Below are 20,784 nucleotides of genomic sequence, written 5' to 3' on the forward strand. Positions count from 1 at the left end.
CCGGCCTCCGCCTCACGCAGGAAGCCGATGATCTGCTCTTCGGTAAAACGCTTCTTCACGTCCAATCTCCTTGTCGTTGGGGATTGGACTCCAGATCGCGGCGCTACTCAAAACCGGGGGGACGTCGATTGGACTCCCCAGGAGACCAGAGCCCAGCCATGAGAGCGAAGGCAGAAGCCCATCTATCAGGTCAACGTCCTGGTTGCCCAGGCCTTGGAGATGGTCCACCTTCATCCGAACTGCGCCTGAACAAAGTTTCGCAGGGTTTGAGCCATATCCGGGTCGTCTGTCAGAGCTTGCACCAGCGTCATCTCGCAGCTCTGCGTGGGTGTGAGCCCATCGCGCACCAACGTACCTGCGTAAATGAGAACGCGTGTGGAAGCGCCCTCGTCCAGACCTCGCTGTTTGAGTGCCCTGGTGCACTGCGCGATGGTCACCAACTGCCTCGCCAGCTCCACGTCGATACCAGCTTCTCTCGCCACAATGGCAACTTCCGTGTCGGCATCGGGGTAGTCAAACTCTATGGCTGCGAAGCGCTGACGCGTAGACGCCTTCATGTCCTTTGCACTGCTCTGGTAGCCGGGGTTATACGATACCACCAGTTGGAAGTCCGGGTGGGCATGGATGACCTCCCCCTTCTTGTCCAATGGCAGGATTCGACGCGCGTCGGTGAGCGGATGTATGACGACAGTGGTGTCCTGGCGCGCCTCAACCACTTCGTCCAGATAACAAATGCCCCCATAGCGCACGGCTAGGGTCAGTGGCCCATCGTGCCACGCGGTCCCGTGCGCGTCCAACAAGTAGCGGCCAACCAGGTCCGAGGCGGTCATGTCCTCGTTGCAGGCCACGGTCACCAGCGGTCGCTGGAGCTTCCAGGCCATGTATTCGACAAACCGCGTCTTGCCGCAACCCGTGGGCCCCTTAAGCATCAGCGGCATCCGATGCCGATACGCCCTCTCATAGCACTCGATTTCCAGCCCTGAGGGCTGATAGAAAGGCTCAGTCTTGATGAGATAGTCGTTCAGAGGTGACTGCATGAAAAGGGGTCCTTGGGTGCGAAGCAAGACGCGTTTAAAGAAGCAAGCTCAGCGGTGCTTGGTCTCTTCGTTCGGGATGCCGTCCATCGGGCATTCGGCAGTTCCAACCGTCGTACGCGTGAACGACTCGACCATCTCTCGCGTCGCTTCCGGGTCGTTTACCCAGTTGACGTAGAAGTTGTAAGGACAGGCGGCAACGCCTTTGTCGCCATCGCCAGAGTTGATGAGGCCCGTGTATCCGCGGTGTACAAGCTTGAACAGGTGGTTCTGCGATTGACCGTTCTTGCGAAAGTCCCGGATGAGGCTCTTGGACAACTCAGCGTACTGGATACCCATTTCCTCTTCCCCGCACTCGCCCAATGTGCGGCCGTCAAAGCCAATCAAGGCCGAGTGACCGAAATAGGAGTAGACGCCGTCAAAGCCCGTCGCGTTGGCTACCGCCACATAGCAGTTGTTCATGAAAGCCATCGTCTTGGCCACCATGATTTGTTGCTCCTTGGCCGGGTACATGTAGCCTTGGCATCGAACAATGAGCTCTGCTCCGCGCATGGCGCAATCACGCCAGATTTCGGGGTAGTTGCCGTCATCGCAGATGATGAGACTGACCTTCATCCCCTTGGGACCTTCGCTCACGTAGGTGCAGTCGCCCGGGTACCAACCCTCGATGGGCACCCAAGGCATGATTTTCCGGTACTTCTGAACAATCTCACCTTTGTTGTTCATCAGGATGAGCGTGTTGTACGGGGCCTTGTTGGGGTGTTCCTCATGACGCTCGCCGGTGAGCGAGAAGACGCCCCAGACATTGGCGCGGCGACAGGCGTCAGCGAAGATTTCGGTCTCTTCGCCTGGGATGGTGGAGGCGGTCTCGTACATCTCCTTGGAGTCGTACATGATTCCGTGTGTGGAGTACTCGGGAAATATCACGAGGTCCATACCGGGCAGCCCCTTCTTCATACCCACAATCATGTCGCCAATCTTGCGGGCGTTCGCCAGTACCTCCGCCTTGGTATGAAGTCTGGGCATCTTGTAGTTAACGACGGCTACGCCGACGCAGTCATTGCTGCTGGAAATGTCACCATGTCGCATGAGGGTCTCCTTGGGGGGGTTACGTCAAACAGTCAGGAAGGCCTTGACCTTTTCCTGATTCAGGATGGCACGAGGTTCTTCGTGCACGATGCGCCCACGCTCGATGACCAGGAATCGGTCAGCCAAGTCGAGGGCAAAACTGAGAACTTGCTCCGAAAACACGATGGCAAAGCCGCGTTCCTGGCGGAGCACATTGAGGGTCTGGGCCAGTTCTTTGATGATGGAAGGCTGAATTCCCTCGGTGGGTTCATCAAGAATCAACACCTTAGGTTCGGAAATCAGGGCCCGTGCAATGGCCAGCATTTGCTGTTGCCCACCCGAGAGGTTGCCCGCCTTGCGATGCTTCATCTCTTTGAGGACAGGGAAGAAGTGGTGGATGTAATCGGGTACCTTGCGATGCCCCGAGTGCTCAGCGCCGGAGAGGATGTTCTGTTCCACCGTCAGGAACGGAAATACCATCCGACCCTGAGGAACAAAGGCCAAACCATGTTGTACGCGGCGATGACTTGGCAGCCCGGTGAGTGGGTGACCGTCAAGTTGAATGTCTCCAGAGCGAGTCGGCAACAAGCCAATCAGAGACTTGAGCAAGGTTGTCTTGCCCATTCCGTTACGCCCCATGATGGCCACCGACTCGCGCGGATTCACCTGGAATGAAATATCGCGAATCACGTGAGATTCACCGTAGTACGTGTTCAACTGTGAAACGTCCAACATAAAGTGCTTCCTCAGTGACCGAGATAGACATCGATGACGCGTGGGTCAGCCTGCACCTGTTCGGCGCTTCCCTCGCTGAGCAATTTGCCTTGATGCAGGACCGTGACCCGGTGAGCGATACGTTTGACAAAGTCCATGTCGTGCTCAATGACCACGACGGAACGGCCTTTGGCTATCCTGCTCAGCAGGTCTCCTGTCTGTTCGCGCTCTTTGGGACTCATCCCCGCCACTGGCTCATCAAGCAAGAGCAGTGTGGGTTCCTGCATCAGCAGCATGCCAATTTCCAACCACTGCTTCTGTCCATGGCTGAGCTGGCCAGCACGGTGACCGAGTCGCTCGGTCAGGAAGATTTCCTCGGCCATGGCCTGAATGCGTTGCACTATGGCCGCGCTGCGCCTAAACATCAGGGACTGGAACAGTCCGTGCATGCGTGGCAGCGAAATCTCCAGATTCTCGAAGACGGTCAGGTCTTCATAAACCGAGGGCGTCTGGAACTTGCGTCCGACGCCAGCGCGCACGATTTGGTGCTCGTCCATGCGAGTAAGGTCTCGACCTTCAAACAGCACACTGCCTGAGGTGGGCCTTGTCTTGCCGCAAATAATGTCCAGCAGCGTTGTCTTGCCAGCGCCGTTGGGGCCAATAATGACGCGCAACTCGTTGCGTTCGACGCTCAGGCTGAGGTCGTTGACAGCCTTGAAGCCGTCGAATGACACGGTCAGGTTCTCGACCTGTAGCACTTTGTCTCGGATTCTTGTGGAGGTCATAGAAGACAACATGTTGGGAGGAACAGGTAGGGCAAACTGGGTGTTCATCCCGCACTCCTAGGGCTACGACGGACCGACATCCACTGGTCTTTCAAGCCGGCCAGGCCGTTGGGCATGGCCCACACCACCAGAATGAATACGGTGCCAAGGAAGTACAACCAGACTTCGGGAAAAGTCTCCGACAGATACGACTTGAGAAAGCCGATGAGCAGCGCACCGACCACGGCACCGGGAATCGACAAACGACCACCAACAGCGGCGTAGATGACCATCTCAACCGAGGCAACCACGCCGATTACGCTGGGTGAGATGAGTCCAACCTGCAAGGTAAAGAACGCCCCGCCCACGGAGGCCAGCACAGCACCGCAGGCGAACACAAAAGCCTTCATGTGCGCGGTGTCATAGCCACTAAAGCGCACCCGGTCCTCCCGGTCTCGGATGGCAATCAGAACTTTGCCGAATCGCGTCCGAACCAGGGCCAATGAGAGGAACATGGCGACTGAAAGGACAGCAACTTCAACGAAGTAAAGGGTGCGCAACGACTCATCGCTCAAGATGTCCTTGCCCAACAAGGTGCGAAAGCCGGTAATGCCGTTGGCACCACCAGTGTACCCTTGCTGTCCCACCACAACCACGGTGAGGGTGAGCGCCAGGGACAGCGTCACGATTGCGAAGTACACCCCGCTGACCCGACGACGGAAGATGGCGTAGGAGAACAGGTAGGCGATGACTGCTGGCAGCACCAAGATGCCCAGTAGCGTCCAGCCTAATGAGCGAAATGGCGTCCACCAAAGGGGCAGCGTCTCCACACTGCTCCAGACCATGAAATCAGGCAGTTCTGGAGCGGAGGCTTCCAACTTCAGGAACATGGCCATCAGGTAGCCGCCCACGCCAAAGAACACGCCCTGACCCAGACTAAGTATTCCGCCATAGCCCCAGGTAAGCACGATGCCGATGGCCACGAAGGCCAGTGCCAGGTACTTGCCAATGAGATTCAGACGAAACGGGTCAAGCAGCAGTGGCAGCGCTATGGCTAGCAAGGCAACCAGTGCAATGGCGCTGGCGAAGTCAATTCGATGTTTTTGGGAGGACATGCTCAGCTCCTGGAACGCACGGCAAACAGGCCGTTTGGACGGAAGTACAGAACCAGAATCACCAGCAACAGAATGGTGGCCTTGGCCATAGAGCCGCTCATGAGGAACTCCAGCCATGTCTGACCCTGTGCAATGGACAGTGCTGACAGTGCTGTTCCAACGAGACTCTGTACACCACCAAAAACGACCACGATGAAGGAGTCGACGATGTAGAGTTGACCGGTGCCCGGGTTGGTCGAACCAATCATGGTGAATACGCAGCCTGCTATGCCTGCAAGGCCAGACCCAAGTGCGAAGGTGAGTGCGTCGACACGGTTCGTGTCAATGCCAACCGCACCTGCTATTGCCCTGTTCTGGGTTACAGCACGCACTTTCATGCCCCAGCGAGTGCGATAGAGCAGCATGTACACGCCAACGGCCACGGCCACGGTAAGGCCGACAATGAACATTCGGTTGATGGGCAGTTGGATACCCTCGGTCGGCACCCATGCACCCGCGAGCCAAACTGGCAACGGAACGCTGACCTCCTGCGCACCGAAGATGGAGCGGTAAGTTTGCTGCAGGATGAGGCTCAGCCCCCACGTAGCCAGCAACGTATCCAGTGGACGGTTGTAGAAGAAGCGGATGAATCCGCGTTCAAGAAGATAGCCAAAAGCGAACGTCACGCAGAATGCGAACGGAATGGCAACAAACAAGTAGACGCCCATCCACTCGGGAGCCCAGTGCTCGAAGCCGCGAGCTGCGAGGTAGGTCATGTAGGCCCCCAGAGCCATCAGTTCGCCATGGGCCATGTTGATGACGCCCATCAGGCCGAACACGATGGCAAGACCGATGGCCATCAGCAGCAGGATGCTAAAGAGGCTCACGCCGTTGAAGGCCTGCATCACAGCAATGTCAAATCCCATTGACCGACTCCTGATTTGTTGAAATCGACCGGCCCCTCGGGGACCGGTCGGCCTCCTGTTCCGAGACTTCAAATCTTGGGGAACGGGTTGGGCTCAATCAGGGACGGCGATTCCCACACGATGTCGAACTGGCCGTCGGCGCGTGCGCGACCCACTCGCACTTTCTTCCACACATGGTGGTTCGTTGCGTGGACACGCACCGTGCCTTCGGGGGCCTCAAGTTCAAGACCGCCGGAAGCGGCAATGACTTTGTCAACATCGAAAGACTTGGCTTTCTCTACGGCCATCTTCCAGAGGTACACGCTGTTGTAGGCCACTTGCATCGGGTCACCGATGACACGGTCCTGGCCATATTTGGCCTTGAAGGCCTTCACGAACTTTTCATTCGCTGGTGATTGAATGCTTTGGAAATACCCCATGCAGGCGTAGTAGCCTGCGGCATTGTCTTTGCCGATGCCTTCCACTTCGTTCTCGGACACCACGGTCGAAAGCAGCGTTTGCTTGTAGCCGTCGAGTCCTGCAGCCCGCAGTTGCTTGTAGAAGGCGACGTTGGACCCACCAACCACGGTGCTGTAGATGCAGTCCGGCTTTGCCGCCTTGATTTTGTTGATGATGGACGAGAACTCGGTGTGGCCCAGGGGGGCGTATTCTTCCCCAAGGACCTTGCCGCCAGCCTTGGCGATGGTCGGCTTCGCAATCTTGTTGCAAGTGCGTGGATAGATGTAGTCAGACCCCACCAGGAAAAAGCTCTTGCCCTTTTCTCTGGCCATCCACTCGACGGCTGCAATCACGGACTGCGTAGCCTCTTGAGACGTGTAGATGACGTGCTTGTCTTGCTCTAGGCCCTCGTAGTAGGTCGGGTAGTAGAGCAGCCCGTTTGCTCGACCGAGGGCAGGCAGGACGGCCTTGCGCGAGGCAGAGGTATAGCAACCAATGATGGCGGCTACTTTGTCACGCTCGAGCAGTTTGCGAGCCTTCTCGGCAAACACGGCGTTATCGCTGGCCCCGTCCTCCACCACAACCTCAATCTTGCGGCCCAACACGCCGCCGGAAGCGTTGATTTCGTCGATAGCCATCTTCTCGGCATCGACCAAGGACGCCTCGGCAATCGCAATCGTTCCCGACAGGGAATGCAGCAGACCCAGTTTCACAGTTGCTTGCGCTGATGCGATTGAGGGCAAGCCCCCAGCAGCGCCCAGAATCAGCATTGACCCTCCGGTCTTCACGATATCTCGACGATTCATCTCACTCATAGCCATGTCTCCTTGTGGTGGTAGTACGGATTGAGAACCTGCCACCTCGAGGTGGCCGACATGAAGTCAGTCACATTCACACCGTCGCACAAGACACGCTCAGGGCTCCGCAAGCGGATGCAGGTAGTAGCCTGTCCGAGACCCATGAGAGCGAAATGAACAAAAAGAGCCCGAACCGGTTCAAACCGGTTCGGGCTCTTTTGCCCAACACCTAACTGGCAGCACTGGCAGTCGGCGTCGATGAATGTATGACAACTTCTTGTCAGAGCAAATCATCATCGTTTGTCAATGATGACGCCATAGGAGATGTACTAGCTTGACAAGCAGGTTTTCGTGTGCTATTCGCGCGATGCAAAGCTGGACATCCCGAAAGCTTCGGTCGCGGGTGAACCGCCCCGGCTTTCGAGGAGGCCGGTTGCTGTGAGTCAGGCCGGCATGGCCTGACTGGCGAGTTGCCGCCAGTAGTTTGCCTCGGCCTCGGCCGGCGGGATGTAGCCGATGGGCTTGAGCAACCGGTGGTGGTTGAACCACGCGACCCACTCGAGGGTGGCCAGCTCGACGGCCTCGCGCGTCTTCCACGGCCCATGCCGGTGAATCAGCTCGGTTTTGTACAGGCCGTTGATCGTCTCGGCCAGCGCGTTGTCGTAGCTGTCGCCGCGCGAGCCGACCGACGGCTCGATGCCGGCTTCGGCAAGCCGCTCGGTGTACCGGATGGACACGTATTGCGAGCCGCGGTCCGAGTGATGCACGAGAGCGTCGTCGCGCTCGGGCCGACGTGCGTACAGCGCCTGCTCCAGCGCGTCGAGCTACGCAAGTCGGTGTGCATCGAACCGCTGACGCGCCAGCCGACGATGAACCGCGCGTAGACGTCGACGACGAAGGCCACGTACAAGAAGCCCTGCCACGTCGGCACGTAGGTGAAGTCGCTCACCCACAGCTGGTTCGGCCGCTCGGCCTTGAACTGGCGGTTGACCCGGTCCAGCGGGCACGGCGCCTTCGCATCCGGCAAGGTCGTGCGCACGACCTTGCCGCGCACGACGCCGCACCAGCCGTTGGCTCGCATTAGCCGCTCGACGGTGCAGCGCGCCACCGTGATGCCCTCGCGCTGCAGCTGCTTCCAGACCTTGTCCGCGCCGTAGACCTGTAGGTTGGCGCGCCAGACGCGCTCGATCTCGCGCACGAGCTCGGCGTCGCGTCGCTCGCGCGCCGATCGCAGCGCGGGGTCACGCCGTCGGGCCAGCCGCTTGCGTACCGCCGCCGGGGCGACCTGCAACGCCTTGCAGATCGGCTCGACCCCGAAGCGCTCGCGGTGCTGCTCGACGAACTCGCTCACGACTTGAGGCGGCGGTCGATCCGGCAAGGGCGAAAAACGCGCTGGCCAGCTTCAGGATCTCGTTGGCCCGGCGCAGCTCGCGCACCTCGCGCTCGAGCTCCTTGACGCGCTGCTGCTCGGCCGTCGTCGGGCCTTCGCGCAGGCCCTGGTCACGCTCGGCCTGGCGCACCCAGCGACGCAGCGTCTCGGCAGTGCAGCCGATCTTGCCTGCGATGGACTCGATGGCTGCCCACTGCGACGGGTACTGGTCCTTGGCCTCGAACACCATGCGCACCGCACGCTCGACGACCTCCGGGGAAAACTTCGGGGACTTTCTCATGATGGCTCCATCTTCTCAAACGAAGGAGCCTCCTCAATTCCCGGGGCGGTTCACCCGGGCAACCGTGCCAGCGCCTTTGTCGAGCTCGACGGCCACTACTACTCGGTGCCCCACGCCCTGGTGGGCGAGGTGGTGGAGTTGCGCATCACCGCCACCACCGTGGAAGTCCTGCACGGCCACAAGCGGGTGGCCGCCCACGCGCTCAATGGGCGCAAAGGCGCGCACACCACGGCTGCTGAGCACATGCCGGCCTCGCACCGGGCACACCTGCAGTGGACGCCAGCCAAGCTCATCGCCTGGGGCGAGCGCATCGGCTCGGCCACCGCCGCCGTGGTGCGCTGGCAGATGGAGCACCGCGCCCACCCCGAACAGGGCTACCGCGCCTGTCTGGGACTGATGCGTCTGGGGCGGCAGTACGGGGCCGAGCGGCTGGAGGCGGCCTGTGCGCGGGCGCAGTCGATTCGCTCGCGAACGTGCGCGGGCCGGGCTACTACCACTGAGACAGTGCCAAGACCGAAGGAACACCCGATGCTCAACGGACAGACCCTCAACCAACTGCGCGCCCTGCGCCTGGACGGCATGGTGGCCGCTCTGAGTGACGCGGCCACCCACATCGCAGCCAGCGAACTGCCCTTTGAACAGCGCCTGGCGCTGCTGGTGCAGCGCGAGGTGGACTGGCGTGTGCGCTGGGGCAGCAGGCGGCACGCCTGGGGTTCTCCGTCCTCTACACCAGGGCTCCCCGACTCCTGGAAGAACTTCACGTGGCCCATGGCGACGGCAGCTTTGGCAAGCGCCTGGCGCAACTGGCCCGGCTGGACCTGCTCATCCTAGACGACTTCGGCATCGCGCCGATTGCCGCGCACGAGCGCAACGATTTGCTCGAACTCTTGGACGACCGGGTGGGCACGCGCTCGACGCTCATCACCAGCCAGTTGCCGGTGACGGCGTGGCACGCCTGGCTGGACGAGCCGACGCTGGCCGACGCCATCCTGGACCGCATCGTGCACGGCTCGCACAAGATAGCCCTCAAGGGCGAGTCAATGCGCAAGCTCGCCAAGGCCGCCTGAGCCGGTCGCACCGAGTGCCATTCCACGCTGATGGCGGACACTTCGGCTACGATTTGAGCGTCACTCAGGACACCCGCGCAGCGTGTCCGCTATCGTTTGGAACGCTGTCCGCGATGGCAATGGAATCACTGTCCGCCATCAGTGGAATGCGCACACTGGGCGCGGGGACTTACGACTGCGACGCGGTGGCGCTGACCGAAGTGACGGTGTGCCGCATTCCGCTGGAGGTGATCCATACCCTGGGGTTCGAATAGTCCGCGGCTGCACAAGCGGCTGATGCAGAAATGGCAGCAGGCCCTCAAGGATGCCGACGACTGGCTGGCCGAGCTCAACTTCGGCACCGCGTGCCAGCGCGTCTCCAACTTCATCCTGAAAATGCCCCACCCATCGGACGGGCGCGCCGTCACGCTGTTTTCGCGCGAGGACATGGGCGCGATGCTGGACTTGAAATTGGAGACCGTCAGCCACGAAGTCAGCCGCCTGGTCAAGGAAGCGGTGCCCAAGCCCCTGGGCAAGCAGGGCCGCGTGTATCACCTGCGCGAGCCGCAACGCTTGATGCAGGCGGCGGCCTGAACGGCGAAATACCGCCGCACAGGCTCAGGAAGAGGTCAGGCAACTGGACTGCGCCGGCTCGGCGTGTGCGCGCAGAACAGCGGCGTTTTTGACCTGCACGATCTCAGCCAGGATCGAGACCGCGATTTCGGCCGGCGTGCGCGCACCTATTGCCAGACCGACCGGGCCATGCAGGCGCGACAGTTCATCGGCGCTGAGGCCGAAGTGCTCGGCGAGTCGCTCCTTGCGTGCAGCCTGGTTGCGCCGCGAGCCCAGGGCCCCGACATAAAATGCCGCAGACTTGAGCGCTTCCAGCAGCGCCATATCGTCGAGCTTGGGGTCGTGGGTGAGCGCGACGATCGCTGTATGGGCATCTGGGATCAACTCGCGCACCACGTCATCGGGCATGCCCGCCAAGCGCTGCACGCCAGGGAGATCGCCGACACAGACGTATTCTTCTCGTGGATCGCAGATCAGGACCTCGAAATCCATCATGGTCGCGATCTGTGCCACGGCCTGGGACAGCTGGCCTGCGCCAATGAGCAGCAAGCGCCACTTGGGGCCAAATACGGTCGTCAGCGTGGTGCCATCGAAAACCAGGCTTTCACCGCGCACGGCATCGCGACAGCTCACGCGGCCGCTGCGCAGATCGAGGGTACGCGCGACCAGGCGATGCGCAGCCGTGCGTTGCAACACGTGTTCGATCCATCCGGTATCTGACACAGGTTCGAGCACCAAGCGCAGGGTGCCACCACAGGGCAGGCCAAACCGCGCGGCTTCTTCCTGATCGACGCCATACACCACCAGCCTGGGGCTCGCGGGGGCCGTCGAAGGTGCGTTCCAGCCTGCCTTGGCGCGTGCAATCAGGTCGTCTTCGACGCAGCCGCCCGAGACCGAACCACTGAGCTGGCCATCTTCGCGGATGGCCAGCAAGGCTCCCGGTGGGCGTGGGGCGCTGCCCCAGGTCTGCACGACGGTGGCCAGCTCGACGCGGTGGCCCGCACGTGCCCATTGCAGTGCGTCCTCGAGGACGCGCAGATCAAGGCTTTCCATGATGAACTCCCATCGAGATGAGGCAATCAAAGAGGGGCGTAGGCCTGCAGCCGGTCACCCTCGGGCGCATGAATCTGGGCGTTGAATGAGACGATGATGCGGTCACGCTCACCGGTATAGGGCAGCGCCTTGTGCGGCAGAAACGAGGGGAACAGGATCAGCTCGCCTTCCTGCGGCGTGACATCCCAGGTGGCCTGCTGCAAAAACGCATTGCCCAGGTCGATGTGGGCTCCGCCAAGCAGGGGGAACAGCGGGCTGTAAAAGCGTGTGGCCCCATTGAGGCGCCCCAACGCCGGATGCCGGGCCCGCGTCGCAAGGGGGTCGATCTGCACGTAATAAACGCCTGACCAGGAGCAGTTGCCGTGGGTATGGATGTCATGAAACGCCGCTGCGTTCTGGATTTGGAACCACATGCCCACGATCTCGAGTTGCAGCTGATGCCGACCGGCAGGCCACAGGCCGGCATTGGCTTGCTGGGCCGTCGTTTGCAAAGCGCGCACGATGAAATGCACCAGTTCCTGGAATTCCGGTAGCTCAACTCGCTGTAGCAAATCGTCGGAGCTCGCGTAAAAAGGCCCGGTGGCGTTGCCCGCATCCGTGGCGCGCATGGCGGCAAATACCCGCGCCAGCAAAGGGTTGACTTGCTGGGCGCGCTCGAAACGGTGCACGGCCAGGGGAACAGGCCACAGCCGCTGCAGACAGTTGTTGGCTTGGGCGGCTAGATGGTTCATGGCGCAAGTGGTTCGGGTAACTCGATGGACCAGCCCATGCGGCGGGTCAGGGCTTGCACGTCATCAAGGGTGTCCAGGTCGGTTATAAACCGCGTGTTATCCGTTTTGTACAGCTGGACCAGTTCAGGATGGCTTTCCACGAAATGGCGGCAGGCCAGGTTGGCTTCGCTGTTCAAAATCGAGGCCAACGCCAGCTGGTTGAGCACGATGGGGTTGCCACGCTGGCCGTTGACGATGGGTAAAAGGACCTGGGGACTGTCGCGACGTCCCCCTTTTTTATATGCGGCAATGAGTTCCGTCAGATCCTGCGCGCCGATCAGCGGCTGGTCAACCAGCACCACCAGCACCGCATCCAGGGCTGGATTGAGCGCCGCCAGGCCGGCACGTACCGAGGTTTGTTGACCCTGCCGGTAGGCCGGGTTGTGAATCACGGTAACAGGGAACTCCTGTACTTGGTTTTGCACAGCGGCATGGGCATGACCCGTGACGACGACCACCTCATCCACTCCTGCGCCGCTGAGCGCGATCAAGTGGCGTCTGATCAGCGGCACGCCCTGCAGGCGGATCAGCGGCTTGGCTACCCCGCCCATGCGCCGGCCTTCGCCGGCGGCCAGCAGCACGGCGCCAAGACGCAGTCGCGAGTAGAGTCCTCCCCCCTGTTTCAAGATGCAGCCCATGATCCCGTTGAACCTCAATCCAGCAGTTGGGTGTGCCCGAGCGCGCCGTCGTGAGCAGTGGGGGCAAGGCGCAAACCGCAGGCGGGGCGGGCTCCCCGGCGAGGACGTGCAACGCCGCCCGCGCGGCCCAAGGCGGTGCGATGGGGTGCGCAGCGACTCACCCACAAGGCGAACCGATGGAGCATATAAACGTGTTGATTCACAAGCATTTACGCAAACAGAGCGCTGTCAACTGCCGGATTTAGGTTGAATCGTTTTTCAGTCCAGCAGTTCGGGCAGGCGCGTCAGGCTGGACAAGTTGTGTATCGGTAAAAACCGCGTTATCTGGGGCGCCGCCTGCTCAATGGCTGCTGACTGCGGCACGGTCGCGGTAGGGTGCAACCAGCCGATTCGTGCACCGCGGCCGCGGGCCTGGCTCAGAACTTCGGCCAGCCTGTGCGGTTCGTCCGTGTCGTAGCCGTCACTGAGCACCAGCAGCAGATCGCCGCGTCTGAGGGCCTGCCCTAGGTGTTCGTGCAGCAAAGCGTGCAGACTGGAGGCGATGCGGGTGCCGCCGCCCAAGCCCAGGGGCATGGCCTGGATACGTGCGTGCAGGCGTGGGCTGCGCCGTTTCATCAGGGCAGTGACCTCTGAGACATGGGTATGGAAAACGAAAGTCCGCGCATCCATGACATCGGCAAAGGCTCGAGCCAGGCGTAGAAAGAAGTGGGTATGGGTTTCCATCGAGCGGCTCACATCCACGGCTACGGTCACCCGTGGAGGGCGGCGCAGGCGCTGTGCATAGCGCAGCTGCGCCAGTTCACCGCCGCATGACAGCGCGGCGCGCAGGCTGCGGCGCAGCTGGAGCAGGCCGCGAGCAGCTTCCTGCTGGAGGCGACGCTGCAACTGCTTGCGCAGCCTGCGCTGCATCTGTTCGAGCAGCGGCTCGAGACGATCGATCTGATCTGGCCACCATGCGCTGACGTCCTGCTGATGCATCACTGCTAGCCGGCTGGCTCCTCCTTGCGCCCGTTGGCGGTCGGTACCCGATTCACCAAGCGGGCTGTTTTGGTCGTCATACAAGCCCAGCATGGGCGGTTCTGAGATACTGGCGCGCGGCTCTGAGTGAGTTTGTTGCAGTTGTGCATGGAGCTGCTGCACCACCTCGGGCAGGGAGCGGCCTTTGCGCGGCAAGCCGGTGCTGCGGACGCTGCCGCGCAGCCGGTGGGCAAACCAAAAGGCTTGGTGCAGTTCGGGGTACTGCTGCCATTGCCGCTGGTTGCCGCAGGCTATCGCACGCCAGAGCCCTTGCAGGCGGGGCCATTGGTCCAGCGGCAGGGCAGCGGCTATGCGCGTCATTAGTTCCACTTCGGCGTAACCCAGTGCATACCCATGCTCGCGCAGGTAATGGGCGAACGCGGTCAGCTGTAGGCGTGGATCGTGGGCTTTCATCGGCCACTCATGACGTCGGCGTCGTGCGCCAGCGGGGGTTTTCCGACCAGGTTCATGATCCGTTCGGCTGTCATGTGCCAGGAATCTTGACGGGTTTTGAGCAATGCAGCCAGCGTGGGCACGAGCTGCTGCGGGTCGGGCGGGAGTTCTTGCAGGCCCAGTTTGAACAACACCCGTACCCAGTCCAGGGTCTCGGCCACGCCCGGGGTTTTGTCCAGATCTTGTTTGCGCAAGCGCTGCACGAATGCCACGGCTTCTTCCACCAGCCGCTGGCTGGCTTCGGGAACCAGTTTGCGTACGATGGCCATTTCGCGCGCCAGGGTGGGGAAGTCCAGGTAATGGAAGAGGCAGCGACGGCGCAGCGCATCGGAGAGGTCGCGCGTGCCATTGCTGGTCAGTACCACCAGCGGCTTGCTGCGTGCCTGCAGCGTTCCGATTTCAGGCACGGTAATCTGGAATTCGGACAGCACTTCCAGCAAAAAGGCTTCAAAGGCCTCATCGGCTCGATCGATCTCATCAATCAGCAGCACGCAGGCATGCGGCGATCGGATGGCTTGCAGCAAGGGGCGCTGCAGCAGGTACTCCTCACTGAACAGATGTTCGCGCAGTTTCGATTTGTCACCCTGACCGGCTTCGGTCAGTCGGATTTCAAGCAACTGGCGGCTGTAGTTCCACTCATAGACGGCTTGATTCAGATCCAGCCCCTCGTAGCACTGCAGGCGCAGCAGCTGCCGTCCCAGCGCGCGGGCGCAGGCGGCAGCCAGCGCTGTTTTGCCAACCCCTGCTTCGCCTTCGAGCAGCAGCGGGCGTTCCAGTTGCAAGCCCATCCAAACCAAGCTGGCCAGGTCTTCGTCTGCGAGATAACCGGCCTGGGCCAGCTGTTCGCGCAGCTGTTGGGTTGTCGGATGTGCAGAGGAATTCATCGGCTTGGCTGTATCAGGCCTTTTTCTTGCCGAACAAGCCGGCAAAGAAGTTTCTGACCATGGCCCAAAGCAGGCCGAGCGCGTTCAGTTCTTTGGCGGCAGCGGGCGCAGCTGTGGTGGCGGGGCTGGCCTGCGCGCCAGACGTGTCGGCGACTGAAGCCGTGCCCTGCAGGGCCTGTGCTTTTTGCGAAAAGGTTTCGGCGAACTGGGACAGGATCATGTCGGAGACCGAGGTCATCATGCGGCCGCCGAACTGCGCAAATTTGCCGCTGACGATCACCCGAGCCTGGCCTTGCAGTGTGCAGCGGCCGCCTTCGGCGGGCAAAAGCACGGCTTCCAATTCCATGGAGGCAGAAGAACCCGCCTTGTCTGCCCCTTTGCCCACCATCTTGAGGCTGCGGCGAGCGGCATCAAGATGCAGCACTTCGATGCTGCCGGCAAAAGCGGCCACGGCCGGACCCACCTTAACGCGGACCTGGCCTTTGTAGTGGCGCTCGTCCAGCTGCTCGGTGATCGATGCACCGGGCATGCAGGTGGCCAGCTCGTTGATGTTGGATAACACGGCCCAGGCGGCATCAAGGCCGGCGGCCACGGGATATTGCTTGTCGATGACGACTTCCATGAATATGTACTCGGATGTTGTAGGATGTAGAAGTCGAAGTCGCGCAGGCGCGAGACGCCTGCGCGGCCGGTGGGGGTCAGCTGGTGGCTACCCCGTTCTTTTTGAGCTCTTGCCACACCCGCCAAGCCGTATGGGGCATGTTGATGTGCGTTACGCCGAGATGGGCAAAGGCATCGACGATGGCGTTGGTGAAGGTTGGGATGCTGCCCACGTGGGGCGATTCAGCCACGCCTTTGGCGCCGATGGGGTGATGGGGCGAAGGGGTTACGGTGTAGTCGGTTTCCCATTTCGGGGTTTCCACCGCCGTCGGGATGAAGTAGTCCATGAAGGAGTTGCCCTGGATGTTGCCCTGCTTGTCGAAGGACAGCAGCTGCCCCATGGCCACGGCAAAGCCCTCCGTCAGTCCACCGTGGATCTGACCTTCGATGATCATCGGGTTGATGCGGGTGCCGCAGTCGTCCAGCGCATAGAAGCGGCGGATCTTGGTCTCACCCGTGCCTTTGTCGATGTCCACCACGCACAGATAGACGCCGAAGGGATAAGTGAAATTCGGCGGGTCGTAATAGTGCACGGCTTCCAGCCCCGGCTCCAGACCTGCAGGCGGCTGGTGGTAGGCCGCCCAGGCAATGTCTTTCATGGTTTTGAACTTGTCATCGCGGCCTTTGACCTTGAAGCGGTCGATCTCCCATTCGAGATCGGCTTCGCTGACCTCCAGCAGGTGTGCGGCGATCTTTCTGGCCTTGGCGTGGATCTTGCGCGCCGCCATGGCAATGGCGGCTCCGGCCACCGGTGTCGAGCGCGAGCCGTACGTGCCCAAGCCGTACGGGGCGGTGGCGGTGTCGCCCTCTTCCACCTGGATCAAGTCGCTGGGTATCCCCAGTTCGGTGGCGATGATTTGCGCATAGGTGGTCTGATGGCCCTGGCCTTGCGTGATCGTTCCCATACGGGCAATCGCGCTGCCGGTCGGATGGACGCGGATTTCGCAGGAGTCGAACATGCCGACACCCAGGATGTCGCACACCTTCGTAGGGCCGGCACCGACCACTTCGGTGAAGGTGACCAGGCCGATGCCCATCAGGGTCGGGCAGTTCGGATCGGCACGCTTGCGTGCCTGCTCTTCGCGCAAGCCTTTGTAATCGACGGCTTCGAGTACTTTTTGGAGAGCGGTGTGATAGTCACCCGAGTCGTATTCGAATCCGAATGCACTGCGGTAGGGAAACTGTTCCTTACGAATGAAATTTTTGGCTCGAATCTCGGCTTTGTCGATGTTGAGCTTCTGCGCCAGGACATCCACCATGCGCTCGATCAGATACACGGCTTCGGTGACGCGGAACGAGCAGCGATAGGCAACGCCGCCGGGGGCCTTGTTGGTATAGACCCCATCGACCCGGCAGTAAGCAGTAGGTATGTCGTAGCTGCCCGTGCAGATGTGAAACAGGCCGGCTGGGAATTTGCTCGGGTCGGCGCAGGCGTCGAAGGCGCCGTGGTCGGCCACCACATTGGCACGCAGCGCCAGGATCTTGCCGTCGGCGGTGGCGGCCAGCTCACCCGTCATGTGATAGTCGCGTGCAAAGGCGGTGGAAGACAGGTGCTCGATGCGGTCTTCTACCCATTTGACGGGTCGCCCCAGCACGATCGAGGCCACGATCGAGCAGACATAGCCGGGATAGATCCCCACCTTGTTGCCAAAGCCGCCTCCAATGTCGGGCGAGATGATGCGAACCTTGGATTCGGGCAGCCCGGACAGCATCGATACCACCGTGCGCACGACATGGGGTGCCTGGTGCGTGATCCACACGGTCAGCTCGCCACGGACTGAATCGAATGATGCAACCGAACCGCAGGTTTCCAGCGGGCAGGGGTGTACCCGCGGGTAATGCATCTCCTGTTTGACGGTCACCGGCGCTTGGGCAAAAACTGCGTCGGTGGCAGCCTTGTCGCCTGCTTCCCAGGTAAAGATGTGGTTGTGATGGTAGCGCTTGCCATGCGCTCCTTCGGTTTTGCCGGCCAGGTCCTCGCGCACCACGGGCGCATCGGGTTTGAGCGCCTCGAACGGATCCACGACAGCCGGCAATTCCTCGTACTCCACTTCCACAGCTTCGACGCCATCGGCTGCGGCGTAGCGGTCTTCGGCGATCACGACCGCCACTTCCTGCATCTGGAAGTGCACCTTTCCATCAGCCAGCACGGCGGCCACATCGCCTGCCAGCGTCGGCATCCAGTGCAGCTTCAGTGGCTTGAGGTCCTCGGCCGTGAGCACGGCCAGCACCCCGGGCACTTGAAGGGCGGCCTCCTTGTTGATGCGCTTGATGCGGGCATGGGCCAGCGGTGAGCGCACGATGTCCATGTGAACCATGCCCGGCAGCTTGATGTCGTCCACATAATTGCCCTTGCCTTGAATGAATCGGGCATCTTCCTTGCGCAAGCGCGGTTCGCCCATGCCCATCAGGGCTTTTTCGCGATCACTCAGTGGTGCATTCATCGGAGTCTCCTCTGGGTGGCGCTCAGGCGGCCATTTGTTGGGGTTGTTGCAGCATGCGGGCTGCAGTCAAGACGGCCTTGACGATGTTTTGATAGCCGGTGCAGCGGCACAGGTTGCCGGCCATGCCGGCACGTACCTCGTCTTCGGTCGGATTGGGGTTGTCTTGCAGCAAGCGATAGGCGCGCATCAGCATGCCCGGGGTGCAAAAGCCACACTGCAGGCCATGTTCCTGATAGAAGGCCTGCTGCACCGCATGCAAGGTCGCACCTTGGGCCAGCCCTTCCACGGTTTTGATGTCACTGCCGTCGCATTGCACCGCCAGATGGGTGCAGCTCTTGATCGACTTGCCGTCGACGTCGACCGTGCACGCACCACAATGACTGGTGTCACAACCAATATGGGTGCCGGTCAGATTGAGTTTTTCGCGCAGGAAATGCACCAGCAAGGTGCGCGCTTCCACGGCTTCTTCGACCTTGCGGCCATTGACTGTCATCGAGACGATGTGTTTGCTCATGGCGACTGTCTCCTCTGTTGATTCAATGGCAGCGTGCAGCTGCTTTCTGGATGGCGCGCTTGACCATCTCGGCGGCCATGGCGGTCTTGTATTCGGCGTCCCCGCGCAGATCCTCGGCTGGATCGCAAATGGCCCGCACTGCCGTAGCCACGTCGTTGAGGCTGGCCGCATCGATCGGGCGGCCGATCAACGCCTGCTCGGCGGCGCTGGCGCGCAAGGCAGTGGGGGCGACATTGGTCAGCGCGATGCGCGCTTGTGTCACTTTGCCAGCGCTCATGTTCAGGATCACGGCAGCGCCTGCCGTGGCCCAGTCGCCGGTCTTGCGCTTGAGCTTGGTGTAGGCGTATCCGGTGCCCGCGGCCATGGGGGGAACGAGAATGGCGGTCAGGATCTCGTTTTCCGCCAGCGCCGTCATGTAGGTGTCATGGAAGAATTCGGTCGCCTTGACCTTGCGTTCGCCTTGCGGGCCCTGCAGTACGAAAACGGCTTCCAGCGCCATGGAGATGGCGGGGTGATCGTTGCCAGGGTCGCCGTGGGCAATGTCGCCGCCGATGGTGCCGCGATTGCGGACCTGGGGGTCTGCGATCAGTTGCGCCGCTTCGGGCAGCAGCGGCACTTTTTCCTTGAGCAGCTCAGAGGCGATCAGCTCGTTCTCGGTGGTCATCGCCCCGATGCGGATCATGCCGGCTTCTTCCCGTATCCCGCGCAATTCCGGGATGCGGTTGATGTCGATGAGCGCGGCAGGCTGGGCGAAGCGCAACTTCATCATGGGTAGCAGACTGTGACCGCCAGCAAGCAGCTTGGCGTCGTCGCCCAGTTCGCTCAGCAGCCTGATCGCGTCAGGCAGGGTACGCGGTGCGTGGTAGGCAAAGGCAGGTGGAATCATGGCGTCTCCTCTCGCTTGTTGTCCTGCCTGTGCGGGCAGGGTGGAAGCAGCACGTGCAATTTACCGGCGCGGGCCGGGCGTGCGTGAGTGATTCAATCAACGACGCGCAGACGCGCATGAACGGCAGCTGCGGCGCACGAATTGATCGGCTCGCATAGGCATGGCTGTCATATCCCGGACGATCATAAGGTTTCTTGTGGAACAGGGCAGGCCTTTGTCGGTGCCAGTCCTTCATGGCCTGCAGCGGTGTTTGACCTTTGAGAGCAGCCTGGGGCAGATGATGGTTGTACAGGGCGACGTAACGCAACAGGGTTTGCTCCAAGTCCTGGCCGCTCACAAAGTGGTGGCTGCGCAGCACCTCTTCGATGCGGCCGTTGAAGCGCTCGTCCATGCCATTGGTCTGCGGTCGTCTGGGTGGGGTGAGCCGGTGCTCGATGTGAAGTGCCGCGCACAGCGCATCGAAGGCGTGCTGCCCGGTGGGCGTGCGCTCGCCGGTGGTGATGAAGCGGTCGGTGAACGCCTTGCCGTTGTCGGTCAGGATCGTGTGGATCTTGATCGGGCTGGCCTTGATGAGGTCAGCCAGGAAGCGCTTGGCGGCACCGGCGCTTTTGCGCTTGTTGTGCAGCTGCACAAACACCCAGCGCGTGGCGCGCTCGATGGCCACAAAGAGGTAGCGGTGCTGGGTCCCATCGGCCATCTGCGGCAGGTACTTGACATCGATGTGCACAAAACCCGGCTCGTAGGCCTTGAAGGGCTTGTGCGCGCTTTTGGGCGCTGCAGGCAGCAGCTGCCTGAGGTTGCCCACCCCGTGGCGGCGAAGACACCGATCCAGCCCCGATCGCGACACGTCCGGGTTGACGAACTCGCGCATGACAGAGAGCAAGTCATCCAGCGACAACAGCAGCGTCTTGCGCAAGCGCACGGCTATCGCTTCCTGAGCGCGTGTCAGCGTCGTTGGCAGCCGATGCGCCGTGTGCGGGCGGCCCTCGAAGTCGGTGCGCCGCTTCCACTTCAACACTGTCATCGGACTGATGCCGTAGCGCTTGGCCAGCACGGTGCAAGACTCGTTGCTGGCGTGGATTTCGGCACGGATCGCTGGCGTGGTGCGTGCCAACTTGTGCAGTCGCGTCATCACGGCTGTCGTCCCCTGGATCACGCCCCACGCCCCGCTACGACCTCACGCAGCTGCTGCTGCAGCACACTGCCTGCCAGTAAGTAGTCGTCCCTGAAAAATTCATTTTCACGCCGCCCTTAGCCGCAGCTGGGCAGGGTTGGCGCCACTGGTCTCGGTTGGCCGCCGCTGGGCGAGCCACCGGCCGATGAGGCGCACGGCCGCAATGA

18 protein-coding genes, 4 pseudogenes and 1 other annotated feature are annotated in these 20,784 nt (G+C 61.4%); of the genes and pseudogenes, 4 read left to right on the forward strand and 18 right to left on the reverse strand.

The window, feature by feature from the left end; translation table 11 throughout:
* Window positions 1–230: 230 nt before the first annotated feature.
* The 8 genes and pseudogenes from Taqua_RS11685 to Taqua_RS11720 form a co-directional block, all read right to left on the reverse strand.
* Complete coding sequence (locus tag Taqua_RS11685) at window positions 231–1,037, reverse strand: CbbQ/NirQ/NorQ/GpvN family protein (RefSeq protein ID WP_144326801.1); 807 nt, start codon at window positions 1,035–1,037, stop codon at window positions 231–233.
* A gap of 48 nt (window positions 1,038–1,085) precedes the next feature.
* Window positions 1,086–2,123, reverse strand: a complete 1,038-nt coding sequence (locus Taqua_RS11690) for an aliphatic amidase (RefSeq protein ID WP_144326802.1) — start codon at window positions 2,121–2,123, stop codon at window positions 1,086–1,088.
* Between the two features lie 24 nt (window positions 2,124–2,147).
* Complete coding sequence (gene urtE, locus Taqua_RS11695; RefSeq protein WP_144326803.1) at window positions 2,148–2,837, reverse strand: urea ABC transporter ATP-binding subunit UrtE; 690 nt, start codon at window positions 2,835–2,837, stop codon at window positions 2,148–2,150.
* Between the two features lie 11 nt (window positions 2,838–2,848).
* Window positions 2,849–3,601: an urea ABC transporter ATP-binding protein UrtD gene (gene urtD / locus Taqua_RS11700; protein WP_144326816.1), complete on the reverse strand. Its 753-nt coding sequence runs from the start codon at window positions 3,599–3,601 to the stop codon at window positions 2,849–2,851.
* A 44-nt stretch (window positions 3,602–3,645) separates the two neighbouring features.
* The gene (gene urtC, locus Taqua_RS11705) at window positions 3,646–4,695 is read right to left on the reverse strand and encodes an urea ABC transporter permease subunit UrtC (protein WP_144326804.1); all 1,050 of its coding nucleotides are present in this window, start codon (window positions 4,693–4,695) and stop codon (window positions 3,646–3,648) included.
* A 2-nt stretch (window positions 4,696–4,697) separates the two neighbouring features.
* On the reverse strand, window positions 4,698–5,600 hold the full coding sequence (urtB, locus tag Taqua_RS11710; protein WP_144326805.1) for an urea ABC transporter permease subunit UrtB: 903 nt from the start codon (window positions 5,598–5,600) through the stop codon (window positions 4,698–4,700).
* Window positions 5,601–5,668: 68 nt separating this feature from the next.
* Window positions 5,669–6,853: an urea ABC transporter substrate-binding protein gene (gene urtA / locus Taqua_RS11715; protein WP_144326806.1), complete on the reverse strand. Its 1,185-nt coding sequence runs from the start codon at window positions 6,851–6,853 to the stop codon at window positions 5,669–5,671.
* A gap of 425 nt (window positions 6,854–7,278) precedes the next feature.
* Window positions 7,279–8,505 (reverse strand): annotated as a pseudogene (locus Taqua_RS11720) (IS3 family transposase).
* Window positions 8,112–8,227, reverse strand: a sequence feature (AL1L pseudoknot). (Overlaps the previous pseudogene by 116 nt.)
* Window positions 8,506–8,583: 78 nt before the next feature.
* Between Taqua_RS11720 and Taqua_RS11725 the strand changes: the two are divergent.
* From Taqua_RS11725 to Taqua_RS13590, 4 genes and pseudogenes are all read left to right on the forward strand, one after another.
* Window positions 8,584–8,967, forward strand: a pseudogene (locus Taqua_RS11725) (Mu transposase domain-containing protein); the annotation flags it as partial.
* Between the two features lie 66 nt (window positions 8,968–9,033).
* Window positions 9,034–9,572: pseudogene (locus Taqua_RS11730) on the forward strand (ATP-binding protein).
* 113 nt (window positions 9,573–9,685) lie between these two features.
* Window positions 9,686–9,826 (forward strand): hypothetical protein, encoded by a 141-nt coding sequence (locus tag Taqua_RS13585; protein ID WP_246094707.1) that lies wholly within the window; start codon window positions 9,686–9,688, stop codon window positions 9,824–9,826.
* A 22-nt stretch (window positions 9,827–9,848) separates the two neighbouring features.
* Window positions 9,849–10,145, forward strand: a complete 297-nt coding sequence (locus Taqua_RS13590) for a helix-turn-helix domain-containing protein (protein WP_246094708.1) — start codon at window positions 9,849–9,851, stop codon at window positions 10,143–10,145.
* A 24-nt stretch (window positions 10,146–10,169) separates the two neighbouring features.
* Here Taqua_RS13590 and Taqua_RS11740 read toward each other — a convergent pair whose 3' ends face one another.
* The 10 genes and pseudogenes from Taqua_RS11740 to Taqua_RS11785 form a co-directional block, all read right to left on the reverse strand.
* On the reverse strand, window positions 10,170–11,177 hold the full coding sequence (locus Taqua_RS11740) for an XdhC family protein (RefSeq protein ID WP_144326807.1): 1,008 nt from the start codon (window positions 11,175–11,177) through the stop codon (window positions 10,170–10,172).
* Window positions 11,178–11,203: 26 nt separating this feature from the next.
* Window positions 11,204–11,908 carry a putative 2OG-Fe(II) oxygenase gene (locus Taqua_RS11745; RefSeq protein ID WP_144326808.1) on the reverse strand — a complete coding sequence of 235 codons (705 nt, stop codon included), beginning with the start codon at window positions 11,906–11,908 and terminating at the stop codon, window positions 11,204–11,206.
* The gene (locus Taqua_RS11750; protein ID WP_246094709.1) at window positions 11,905–12,528 is read right to left on the reverse strand and encodes a nucleotidyltransferase family protein; all 624 of its coding nucleotides are present in this window, start codon (window positions 12,526–12,528) and stop codon (window positions 11,905–11,907) included. The genes Taqua_RS11745 and Taqua_RS11750 overlap by 4 nt, the downstream gene beginning before the upstream one ends.
* A gap of 315 nt (window positions 12,529–12,843) precedes the next feature.
* The gene (locus tag Taqua_RS11755; protein WP_144326810.1) at window positions 12,844–14,016 is read right to left on the reverse strand and encodes a VWA domain-containing protein; all 1,173 of its coding nucleotides are present in this window, start codon (window positions 14,014–14,016) and stop codon (window positions 12,844–12,846) included.
* Window positions 14,013–14,939 carry an AAA family ATPase gene (locus tag Taqua_RS11760; protein ID WP_144326811.1) on the reverse strand — a complete coding sequence of 309 codons (927 nt, stop codon included), beginning with the start codon at window positions 14,937–14,939 and terminating at the stop codon, window positions 14,013–14,015. Before Taqua_RS11760 ends, Taqua_RS11755 begins: the two co-directional genes overlap by 4 nt.
* A 13-nt stretch (window positions 14,940–14,952) precedes the next feature.
* Window positions 14,953–15,561, reverse strand: coding sequence for an SRPBCC family protein (locus tag Taqua_RS11765; RefSeq protein ID WP_144326812.1), 609 nt, complete (start codon window positions 15,559–15,561; stop codon window positions 14,953–14,955).
* A gap of 76 nt (window positions 15,562–15,637) precedes the next feature.
* Entirely contained in the window at window positions 15,638–18,043 is a 2,406-nt protein-coding gene (locus Taqua_RS11770) for an aerobic carbon-monoxide dehydrogenase large subunit (protein WP_144326813.1), read from the reverse strand.
* A gap of 22 nt (window positions 18,044–18,065) precedes the next feature.
* Complete coding sequence (locus Taqua_RS11775; protein WP_144326814.1) at window positions 18,066–18,557, reverse strand: (2Fe-2S)-binding protein; 492 nt, start codon at window positions 18,555–18,557, stop codon at window positions 18,066–18,068.
* A gap of 22 nt (window positions 18,558–18,579) precedes the next feature.
* The gene (locus tag Taqua_RS11780) at window positions 18,580–19,443 is read right to left on the reverse strand and encodes an FAD binding domain-containing protein (protein WP_144326815.1); all 864 of its coding nucleotides are present in this window, start codon (window positions 19,441–19,443) and stop codon (window positions 18,580–18,582) included.
* A 166-nt stretch (window positions 19,444–19,609) separates the two neighbouring features.
* Window positions 19,610–20,578 (reverse strand): annotated as a pseudogene (locus tag Taqua_RS11785) (IS481 family transposase); the annotation flags it as partial.
* Window positions 20,579–20,784 lie beyond the last annotated feature (206 nt).

Origin of the sequence: Tepidimonas aquatica (genome assembly GCF_007556585.1) — a bacterium.
Taxonomy (GTDB): domain Bacteria; phylum Pseudomonadota; class Gammaproteobacteria; order Burkholderiales; family Burkholderiaceae_C; genus Tepidimonas; species Tepidimonas aquatica.